Annotated in this window: 11 protein-coding genes; 10 read left to right on the forward strand and 1 reads right to left on the reverse strand. The window is 66.5% G+C overall.

From position 1 onward, the window contains the following. Positions 1 to 4: 4 nt before the first annotated feature. The 10 genes from SFC76_RS06305 (at position 5) to SFC76_RS06350 (ending at position 9,336) form a co-directional block, all read left to right on the forward strand. Complete coding sequence (locus SFC76_RS06305) at positions 5 to 1,300, forward strand: flagellar hook protein FlgE (protein ID WP_322848610.1); 1,296 nt, start codon at positions 5 to 7, stop codon at positions 1,298 to 1,300. A 23-nt stretch (positions 1,301 to 1,323) separates the two neighbouring features. Beyond that, on the forward strand, positions 1,324 to 2,076 hold the full coding sequence (gene flgF, locus SFC76_RS06310; RefSeq protein ID WP_322848611.1) for a flagellar basal-body rod protein FlgF: 753 nt from the start codon (positions 1,324 to 1,326) through the stop codon (positions 2,074 to 2,076). A 12-nt stretch (positions 2,077 to 2,088) separates the two neighbouring features. After that, the gene (flgG, locus tag SFC76_RS06315) at positions 2,089 to 2,877 is read left to right on the forward strand and encodes a flagellar basal-body rod protein FlgG (protein ID WP_038663683.1); all 789 of its coding nucleotides are present in this window, start codon (positions 2,089 to 2,091) and stop codon (positions 2,875 to 2,877) included. Continuing rightward, complete coding sequence (locus SFC76_RS06320) at positions 2,877 to 3,581, forward strand: flagellar basal body L-ring protein FlgH (RefSeq protein ID WP_416222391.1); 705 nt, start codon at positions 2,877 to 2,879, stop codon at positions 3,579 to 3,581. The genes flgG and SFC76_RS06320 overlap by 1 nt, the downstream gene beginning before the upstream one ends. 36 nt (positions 3,582 to 3,617) lie before the next feature. Continuing rightward, entirely contained in the window at positions 3,618 to 4,715 is a 1,098-nt protein-coding gene (locus SFC76_RS06325; protein WP_322848612.1) for a flagellar basal body P-ring protein FlgI, read from the forward strand. Further along, the gene (locus SFC76_RS06330; RefSeq protein ID WP_322848613.1) at positions 4,712 to 5,071 is read left to right on the forward strand and encodes a rod-binding protein; all 360 of its coding nucleotides are present in this window, start codon (positions 4,712 to 4,714) and stop codon (positions 5,069 to 5,071) included. The genes SFC76_RS06325 and SFC76_RS06330 overlap by 4 nt, the downstream gene beginning before the upstream one ends. Continuing rightward, positions 5,068 to 6,426 carry a flagellar hook-associated protein FlgK gene (gene flgK / locus SFC76_RS06335; protein WP_322848614.1) on the forward strand — a complete coding sequence of 453 codons (1,359 nt, stop codon included), beginning with the start codon at positions 5,068 to 5,070 and terminating at the stop codon, positions 6,424 to 6,426. Before SFC76_RS06330 ends, flgK begins: the two co-directional genes overlap by 4 nt. An 8-nt stretch (positions 6,427 to 6,434) precedes the next feature. Next, on the forward strand, positions 6,435 to 7,337 hold the full coding sequence (gene flgL, locus SFC76_RS06340; protein ID WP_322848615.1) for a flagellar hook-associated protein FlgL: 903 nt from the start codon (positions 6,435 to 6,437) through the stop codon (positions 7,335 to 7,337). A 226-nt stretch (positions 7,338 to 7,563) separates the two neighbouring features. After that, positions 7,564 to 8,427 carry a flagellar motor stator protein MotA gene (gene motA / locus SFC76_RS06345; protein ID WP_322848616.1) on the forward strand — a complete coding sequence of 288 codons (864 nt, stop codon included), beginning with the start codon at positions 7,564 to 7,566 and terminating at the stop codon, positions 8,425 to 8,427. A 3-nt stretch (positions 8,428 to 8,430) separates the two neighbouring features. Beyond that, a complete protein-coding gene (locus SFC76_RS06350; RefSeq protein ID WP_322848617.1) occupies positions 8,431 to 9,336 on the forward strand; it encodes a flagellar motor protein MotB in 906 nt (301 codons plus the stop codon). On the opposite strand, the gene SFC76_RS06355 is transcribed toward SFC76_RS06350, so the two are convergent. Next, the coding region (locus SFC76_RS06355) for a hypothetical protein (RefSeq protein WP_322848618.1) at positions 9,299 to 9,526 on the reverse strand (228 nt) is incomplete at its 5' end. The genes SFC76_RS06350 and SFC76_RS06355 overlap by 38 nt on opposite strands.

Genomic DNA, 9,526 nt, shown 5'->3' on the forward strand with positions numbered 1-9,526 from the left:
CCCGATGTCCTTCTATACCTCGCTTTCCGGCCTCCAGGCGTCGCAGACCGACATGGCGACGATCAGCCACAATCTCGCCAACGTCTCGACCACCGGCTTCAAGAAGAGCCGCACGCAGTTCGCCGACATCATCGCGTCGAGCACCTCGACCGACCCGCGCAAGATGGTCGGCTCGGGCGTCGTCGTGAAGGGCAACACGCAGCAGTTCAAGGAGGGCAACCTCACCACCACGTCGAACGCGCTCGACCTGGCGATGGTCGGCGAAGGCTTCTTCACGATGCGCTCGACCGGCACCAGCGATTCGACCACCTACACGCGCAACGGCGCCTTCTCGGTCGATTCGAACAACAACGTCGTCGATGCGCAGGGCAGCTACCTGATGGTCTATCCGGTCGACAGCGACGGCAACGTCACCGCCACCGGCGAGAAGGGCCTGACGACGCTGCAGATCCAGCAGACCAGCGGCACCCCCAAGGGGACCAGCAAGGTCGCCACCGCGGTGCAGGTGTCGTCGACCTCGACCGTCAAGGGCGGCGGCGCCGGCTACAAGTTCGATCGTACCGACACGACGAGCTACAACAATTCGGTCGCGTCGCGCATCTACGACGCCAACGGCAACCCGATGACGATGACCAGCTATTACGTTCGCACCGCTGCCGGCACCGCCGGTCCGCCGGCGACCACCGGCGCGTGGGACGTCTATACCTTCATCGGCGACCAGGCGATGACCACCGGCACCGGTGCGGCCAAGACCGACAAGGTCACGCTGACCTTCGACGACAAGGGCGCGCTCACCACCGGCACGACGATGCCGCTCAACTTCAACACCTTCACGCCGGCTTCGGGCGCCGCGGCGCAGACCGTGTCGCTCGACCTGACCAACTCGACGCAGCTCTCCTCGGCGTTCGCGGTCAACGCCAAGACGCAGGACGGTATCGCGGTCGGCCAGCTCGCCGGCGTGACTGTGACCGACTCCGGCCTGATCCAGGCGAGCTTCTCGAACGGCGACATCAAGCCGCTCGGCAAGGTCGCGCTCGCCAAATTCTCGACGCCGACCGGCCTGCGCCAGATCGGCAGCAGCTATTGGGCGGCGACCGGCGTGTCGGGCGCGGCGACGCTGGGCTCGGCGAGCGCCGACGGCTTTGGCTCGCTGATGAGCGGTACGATCGAAGGCTCGAACGTCGACATCACCGAGGAGCTGGTCAATTTGATCGCGGCACAGCGCAACTTCCAGGCGAACTCGAAGGCGCTCGATACCGCGAACCAGGTCTCGCAGACCATCATCCAGATCCGCAACTAAGCGACGCGGCGCGGAGGCTTTAGATGGACAAATTGGTCTATACGGCGGCGACGGGGCTGCGTGCGCACATGCAGGCGCAGGCGGCGATCGCCAACAATATGGCGAATGCGTCCACCACCGGCTTCCGCGCCGACCGCGTCGTCTTCGACCGGATCGAGCTGAAGGGCGGCGGCGCGCAACTCGAAGCGCGCATGCCGACCAGCGAAGAGGTGACCGACGCCGATCGCGCCCCCGGTGCGATCCAGGCTACGGGGCGCGCGCTCGACGTCGCGATCAGCGGCAATACCGACTGGCTGGCGGTGCAGGCGGGCGACGGCAGCGAGGCCTATACCCGCCGCGGCGATCTCGAGATCGCGCCCTCGGGCGTGCTCCAGACCGGCGACGGCTTCATCGTCCAGGGGCAGGCGGGGCCGATCACCGTGCCGCCGCACGACAGCCTGTCGATCGCCAGCGACGGCACGATCAGCATCGTGCCGCAGGGCGGCGACGCGAAGAACCCGCAGGTGCTCGACCGGCTCAAGCTGGTCGACACCAAGGGGACTACGACGCTGAAGGGGCTCGACAATCTGCTCCGCGTCAAGGGCGGCGGCAATCTGCCCGCCAATCTCGACGCCAAGGTGCAGGGCGGCGCGCTCGAAGGCTCCAACGTCAACATGACGCAGGCGCTGGTCGACATGATCGAGAACCAGCGCAGTTACGAGGTTCAGGCCAACCTCATGAAGTCGGCCAAGGATATGGACGAGAGCAGCACCTCCGTGATGCGCCTCCCGAGTTAAGGAACAGACACGATGTCCTCCTCCGCCATGCACATCGCGCGCACCGGGCTCGACGCCCAGGATACGCGCATGCGGGTCATCTCGAACAACCTCGCCAACGTCAACACGACGGGGTTCAAGAAGGATCGCGCCGCGTTCGAGACGCTCGCCTATCAGACGATCACCGCGCCCGGCGCGGCGTCGACCGCCGAGACAAAATACGCGACCGGCCTCAACCTCGGCACCGGCGTGCGCGTGCAGGGCACGGCGCGGATCGATACGCAGGGCTCGCTGACGCAGACCGGCAACAGCTTCGACATGGCGCTCGACGGCGACGGCTATTTCCAGGTGCAGCTGCCCGGCGGCAACCTCGGCTACACCCGCGCGGGCAATTTCAACCGCAGCCCGGAAGGTCTGCTGGTCACTTCGGAAGGCTATCAGGTGATGCCCGGCATCACCGTGCCGGCCAACGCCACCTCGGTCTCGATCGGCACCGACGGCACCGTCACCGCGCAGGTGCCGGGCCAGAACGAGGGCACCAACATCGGCCAGATCCAGGTCGCGAGCTTCCCCAACGCCACCGGCCTGCAGTCGACCGGCGACAATTACCTCAAGGAGACCGCCTCGTCGGGCGCCGCCAACCTCGGCATCGCCGGGCAGGACGGGCGCGGCAACATCCGTCAGGGCAGCCTCGAAGCGTCGAACGTCAACGTCGTCGAGGAACTCGTCGATATGATCGAAACGCAGCGCGCTTATGAGGTCAATTCGAAGATGATCTCCTCGTCGGATGAAATGCTCAAATACGTGAACCAAAACCTGTGATCCCCTCCGTACCGCATAAGGTCCGTCAGGCCGCCTTCGTCGCCGCGGGGCTGTCCGCGCTCTTCGCGCTCACGCCCGGCACGGCGGATGCCAGCATCCTCGGCAAGAAGAAGCCGGCGGAGGATTTCACCGTCGTTCGCGCGCCCGTCGCGCCGGCGCCGGCGCCCGCCAACGGTTCGATCTTCCAGGCCAGCGACGGCTATGCCGCGCTGTACGAAGGCTGGCGCGCGCGCCGGGTCGGCGATCCGCTGACGATCATCCTCGTCGAGCGCACCGCCGCGTCCAAATCGTCGGGCTCCAAGCTCGATTCGAAGGGGTCGGGCAGCATCAGCCCGCCGACGACCGGACCGCTCAAGCTGTTCAACTCGACCGACGTCGCCGCGAGCGGCAGCCGCGGCTTCGACGGGTCGGGTCAGGCCGACCAGGCCAATTCGCTGTCGGGCGAGGTCTCGGTGACCGTCGCCGAAGTCTATCCCAACGGCACGATGCTGGTTCAGGGGCAGAAGCGCGTCACGCTCAACCGCGGCGACGAATTCCTCCAGATCAAGGGCATCGTCCGCACCGCCGATATCGGCGCGGACAATCGCATCCTGTCGACCCGCGTCGCCGATGCGCAGATCGCCTATACCGGCAAGGGCGACGTCGCCCGCGCCGGCCGGCAGGGCTGGCTCAGCCGCTTCTTCTCCGTCGTCAGCCCGTTTTGACGGCCGGTTAACCCTATGATGCGCAGATTGTCCGCCATGATCCGTCTTATCCTCGCCGCGCTGATCGCCACCCTCGCGTTCGCCGCGCCCGCCTCCGCCGACCGGATCAAGGATCTCGGCGGTTTCCAGGGCATCCGCTCGAACCAGCTCACCGGTTACGGCGTGGTGGTCGGCTTGCCGGGGACCGGCGACGACAATCTCGAATATACCGTCCAGTCGCTGAAAGCCGTCGCGTCGCGCTTCGGCCTGCAACTGCCGCCGGGTGCCAATCCGGGGATGAAGAACGCCGCGGTGGTGCTGATCACCGCCGAGCTGCCGCCCTTCGCCAAGCCCGGCCAGCGGCTCGACATCACCGTCGCCTCGATGGGCAAGGCCAAGTCGCTGCGCGGCGGCAGCCTGGTGCTGACCCCGCTGCTCGGCGCCGACAACCAGATCTATGCGATGGCGCAGGGCAATCTCGCGGTCGGCGGCCTCGGCGCGGAAGGCGCCGATGGTTCGAAGATCGTCGTCAACGTCCCCTCGACCGGCCGCATCCCCGAGGGCGCCACGGTCGAGCGCGCGGTCGCCACCGGGTTCGATTCCTCGCCGATGCTGACCTTCAACCTCGCGCGGTCCGATTTCACCACCGCGCAGAACGTCGCGCAGGCGATCAACGCCAAGTTCGGCTTCGGCACCGCGCAGGCGATCGACGGCGTCTCGGTCGCGGTGCGCGCGCCGCAGGGTGCCGACGTGCGCGCGACGCTGATGTCGACGATAGAGAACCTGGATGCGACCTCCGCCGAGCCGTCTGCAAAAGTAATTGTAAATGCGCGCACCGGAACGGTCGTTATCAATTCTGCGGTCAGGGTGGGTCCTGCCGCGGTGACGCACGGCAAGCTGACCGTGCGCATCGACGAGAACCAGCGGATCAGCCAGCCGGCGCCGTTCAGCCAGGGTCAGACCGCGTTGGAGAAGAAGTCCAACGTGTCGATCGAGGAGGAGAAGAAGCCCATGTTTCTGATCAATCCCGGCCCGAAGCTGGCCGACATCGTCAAGGCGGTGAACGCCATCGGTGCGTCGCCCGCGGATCTCGTCGCGATCCTCGAAGCGCTGAAGGAGGCCGGCAGCCTCAAGGCGGAGCTGATCGTGCTATGACGACGATCGGCACGCCCCCGTCGGCCGCGATCGGCGGCACGCCGCCGGTCACCGGCGCCACCGGCGGCATCTCGACCGACACGTCGCGGCTCAAGTCCGCCGACAACCTGAAGAAGGCTGGCGAGAAGTTCGAGGCGGTGTTCACCGGCATGATGCTCAAGAGCATGCGCCAGGCGAAGCTCGCCGATCCGCTGTTCGATTCGAAGGCGATCGATACGTTCAGCGAGATGCAGGATGCGCGCATCTCGCAGTCGATGGCGGAGACGACGCCGCTCGGCATCGGCAAGGCGATGACCGCCTTTCTCGCCAAATCGCAATCCGATCTTAATGCTTCTGTTGCAGATCCGCCGAAATGAGCGACTTGCTGTCGATCGGCGCTTCGGGCGTCCGCGCATACCAGAGCGCATTGGCCACGGTCGGCGATAATATCGCCAACGTGAACTCGCCCGGCTATACCCGCCGTACGGTGAGCATCGCCGAGGTCGCGGGCGGCAGCGGCTCGACCAACCCTTATGGCGCCGGCAACGGCGTCGTCATGACCGGCATAAACCGGTCGTCCAACGTTTATGCCAGCGCGGCGTTGCGCGCTTCGACCAGCGATCTCGCCCGCACCACCGGCGGCGCGGACTGGCTCGACCGTATCCAGGGCGCGCTGACCGGCAATGCGCTGACGTCGCGCGTCACCTCCTTCTTCGCCTCGGCGCAAAGCCTCGCCGCCGAACCCAATTCGACCGCGCTGCGCACCGGCATGATGAGTGCCGCCGCCTCCGCCGGCATCGCCTTCACCGCGACCGGCAAGGCGTTCGACCAGGTCGATGCCGATATCGACAGCGCCGGCAACCAGGCCGCGCAGACGCTCAGTTCGCTGGGCGATTCGCTGACCAAGATCAACGAGAGCCTCAGCCGCGCGCAGCTCGGCAGCACCGCCGCCGCGCAGCTGATGGACCAGCGCGACAATGTCCTGTCGCAGATGAGCGGCATCGCCGACATCACCAGCCGGACCGACGCGATCGGCCGAGCAACGGTGAGTTTCGCCGGATCGACCGGCCCCGCCTTCGTCCAGGGCGTCAACAGCGGCATGGTCTCCTACGATCGTGACAGCAACGGCAAGATATCCTTCTCGGTCACCGTCGGTGCGGTCAAGAACCAGATCGGCGCGACCGGCGGGTCGATCGCCGGGATCGTCGACGGTGCCGAGCGCGTCGGCGCGATCCGCCAGGAGCTCGACGCGGTCGCCAAGAGCTTCGTCGGCGCGGTCAACGACAATCAGACGGCGGGGCTCGACCAGACCGGCGCGCAGGGCGTCGCGATGTTCGCCATCGGCGACAAGCCGACCGACGTCAGCATCTCGGCGCAATTTACCGCTGGCAGCCAGATCGCCGCCGGCAAGATCGCCGCGGCGCAGGGCGGCGGGGTGCGCGATTCGTCCAACCTCACCGCGCTGGAGGCGACGCGGGTCAGCAAGGGGTTCGAAACCTCGCTCACCGCGCTCGTCACCGGCAACGCCACCGCCTACAAGCAGAAGAACACGATCGCTGACGCCCAAGCGGCGATCCGCGACGGCGCGGCGACCACGCTGTCGGCGGCGACCGGCGTCAACCTCGATGCCGAGGCGGTCGATCTGATGCGCTTCCAGCAGGCCTATGCTGCGTCCGGCCGCGTGATCCAGGTCGCGCGCGAGACGATGCAAACCATCCTCGATATCCGCTAGGGCGCGCCATGCAGATCTCCACCAGCCTCTTCTACGCCAACGCTTCGAGCCGCTTCTCGAAGATGAACGAGCGTGCGTCGGAGTTGCAGACGCAGATATCGACCGGAAAGAAGATCATCAAGCCGTCGGACGATCCCGCCGCGGCGCAGCAGCTCGCGGAATTCGATCGCAAGGATGCCGATGCCGCGGTGTTCAGCACCAACATCACGCTCGCCGGCTCGCTCCTCGATCAGGCCGATGGCGTGCTCACGCAGATCAGCACCCAGCTCACCCGCGCGACCGAATTGGCGACGCAGGCGGCGAACGGCACGCAGACCGATGCGACGCGCAAGATCATCGCCACCGAGCTGAACTCGATCGTCGGGTCGCTTGTCGGCCTCGCCAATACCAAGAACGTCCGCGGGCAGCCGCTGTTCGGCTCGGCGTCGGGCGGTCTGGCGGTGGTCGACAACAAGGACGGCACGTTCACCTTCCCGCCCGACGTGCAAGTGTCGGAAGTGCCGATCGCCGACGGCCAGACCGTGCAGGCGACCGAAAGCGCCAAGCGCATCTTCTCGCTCGCCGGCGGCAACGACAATACGCTGGCGATGCTGAGCAAGCTCGCCACCGCACTCAATGCCGGCGGCGACGTCTCGACGACGGTGAACAGCTCGCTCGACCAGATCGGGCAGGCGGTCAACCAGGTCGCCGACGTTTCGGCCTCGGTCGGTGCACGCGGTGCGCGCGTCGATCTGCAACAGCAATTGCTGGTCACCGCCAATACCGATCGCAGCGAATTGCGCGGCAAGCTCGAACAGGTCGACATCACGGACGCGGTCGTCCAGCTCCAGCAGATGATGACCGCGCTGTCCGCCTCGCAGGCGAGTTTCAGCAAGCTGTCGAGTCTCTCGCTGTTCGACTACATCAAGTAGACGGCAAGCCCGGCCTGCCACCCGGTGGGCGCCGCGATCCGCGGCGTCCGTGCGCCGCTATGCGGCTTTGAAACAGCGCGCCCGGTGTCGCCGGAATGACGCGGGTTCGGGAAAGCGTCCGGGCCACCAAACAAACTCACCCGGCCGGTAACCACTTATCTAGGAAGTGCGGTTAATCCGGTCGTATCGGATTGCCGGCTGGCCGGCGCAACGGGGGTTTCCCACAGTGTTTCCTGCCATCGGTCTCGTCGTTCTTCTCGGCATGGTGTTCGGCGGCTTCGCCATCACCGGCGGCGCGCTGGGGCCGGTCATGGAGGCGATCCCGCACGAGATGCTGATCATCGGCGGCGCCGCGGCCGGCGCGCTGATCATCGGCAATTCCGGCACCGAGCTGAAGGCGGTGGGCAGCGGCCTCGCCAAGGTGTTCAAGGGGCCGAAGTATAAGAAGCAGGATTATCTCGACGTCATCTTCCTCGTCAGCAAGCTGATGAAGATGCTGCGCATGGACGGCCCGATCGCGCTCGAACCGCATGTCGAGGATCCCAAGTCGTCGGCGGTGTTCAGCGAATATCCGCGGCTGCTCGCCGACCATACGCTGGTCAATCTGATCGCCGATACGCTGCGCCTCGTCGTCGTCTCGTCGGGCACGCTCGACGTGCATGCGGTCGAGGAGGTGATGGATCATTCGATCAAGACGCATCACCACGAGGTCGAGGGGCCGCATACGACGCTCAACAGCCTCGCCGATTCGCTGCCCGCGCTCGGCATCGTCGCCGCGGTGCTCGGCATCGTGAAGACGATGGGCTCGATCGACAAGCCGCCGACGGTGCTCGGCGGGATGATCGGATCGGCGCTGGTCGGCACGTTCATGGGCGTGCTGCTCGCTTATGGCATCGTCTCGCCGCTCGCCGGCCGGCTCAAGCAGGTGCTCGACGCGGATGCCGCGATCTACATGGTGGTCAAGCAGATCATCATCGCCTCGCTCCACGGCCATCCGCAGCCGCTGGTGATCGAGGCGGCGCGGTCGGGCATCGCGCACAAGAACCAGCCCGGCTTCGCCGAGGTCTTCGACGGCCTGCGGGGCAAGTAAGCGATGGCCCGCGCCGCACCGCATGGCAACAACCAGCCGCCCAAGATCATCATCGTCAAGAAGATCATCGAAGGTGGCCACGCCGGTCACCACGGTGGCGCATGGAAGGTCGCTTATGCCGACTTCGTGACCGCGATGATGGCGTTCTTCCTGCTGCTCTGGCTGCTCGGCGCGACGACCGAAAAGCAGCGCAAGGGCATCGCCGACTATTTCGCGCCGACGCTGCTCGACAAGAAGATGACCGGGCTCGGCGGCAACGGTCCGCTCGGCGGCGAATCGATCCTCAGCAACAACAAGCTCGGGCCGCGCGCGGCGTCGGCGCCGATCGCGTCGATCGGCATCCCGATGAGCACGTCGGGTGGGCAGAAGAGCGGCACCGGCGACAAGGGGTCGCTGCGCAACCCGGCCGCGATGCAATTGGACAAGCAGGCGTTCCAAGCGATCAAGAACCAGCTCGAAAAGCAGATCAAGGCCTCGCCGCGCCTCGCCAAGATGGCCGACCATATCCGCTTCGTGCCGACGCAGGACGGGCTGCGCATCGATCTGGTCGACAATGCCGATTATTCGATGTTCGCGCTCGGCACCACCGCGCTCGATTCCAAGGCGTCCGAGCTGATCGGAATGATCGCCGGGACGATCGCGGGGACGCCCAACACGATCATGATCCGCGGCCATACCGACAGCGTGCCTTATGGCGACCCGCGCGCGATGAACAATTGGATGCTATCCTCCGGCCGGGCCGAGGCGACGCGGCGGCGGCTGGCGCTCGGCGGCATCCCGGAGACGCGGTTCGAGCGGATCGAGGGCGTCGCCGATCGCGAGCCGATCATCACCAACGATCCCGGCGACCCGCGCAATCGCCGTGTCGCGATCACCTTGCTCTATCGCCAGGGAACGTTCGGGCAGTAACCGGTCCCGGGGCGAAACGGCGCGCGACCGATCGGGGCGGTCGCGCCGCCGGGTCGATCCACTGGAGCAACCGGCGGTCGATCGTACAGGAGAAGCCGAGGAACACGCCCCATGGCTCGAAGGTCCGGCCTTGCAGGATCGCGCGCTTCGACAGGTTGGCGGACTGGCCGATCGCCGCGCCGGCATCGTC

This window comes from Sphingomonas sp. CD22, assembly GCF_034556155.1.
Classification (GTDB): domain Bacteria; phylum Pseudomonadota; class Alphaproteobacteria; order Sphingomonadales; family Sphingomonadaceae; genus Sphingomonas.

Bases quoted from the DNA above. Each gene is read 5' to 3' on its own strand.
- SFC76_RS06305 (WP_322848610.1), top strand. From the start codon at position 5: ATGTCCTTCTATACCTCGCTTTCCGGCCTCCAGGCGTCGCAGACCGAC.
- flgF (WP_322848611.1), top strand. From the start codon at position 1,324: ATGGACAAATTGGTCTATACGGCGGCGACGGGGCTGCGTGCGCACATG.
- flgG (WP_038663683.1), top strand. From the start codon at position 2,089: ATGTCCTCCTCCGCCATGCACATCGCGCGCACCGGGCTCGACGCCCAG.
- SFC76_RS06325 (WP_322848612.1), top strand. From the start codon at position 3,618: ATGATCCGTCTTATCCTCGCCGCGCTGATCGCCACCCTCGCGTTCGCC.
- SFC76_RS06330 (WP_322848613.1), top strand. From the start codon at position 4,712: ATGACGACGATCGGCACGCCCCCGTCGGCCGCGATCGGCGGCACGCCG.
- flgK (WP_322848614.1), top strand. From the start codon at position 5,068: ATGAGCGACTTGCTGTCGATCGGCGCTTCGGGCGTCCGCGCATACCAG.
- flgL (WP_322848615.1), top strand. From the start codon at position 6,435: ATGCAGATCTCCACCAGCCTCTTCTACGCCAACGCTTCGAGCCGCTTC.
- SFC76_RS06350 (WP_322848617.1), top strand. From the start codon at position 8,431: ATGGCCCGCGCCGCACCGCATGGCAACAACCAGCCGCCCAAGATCATC.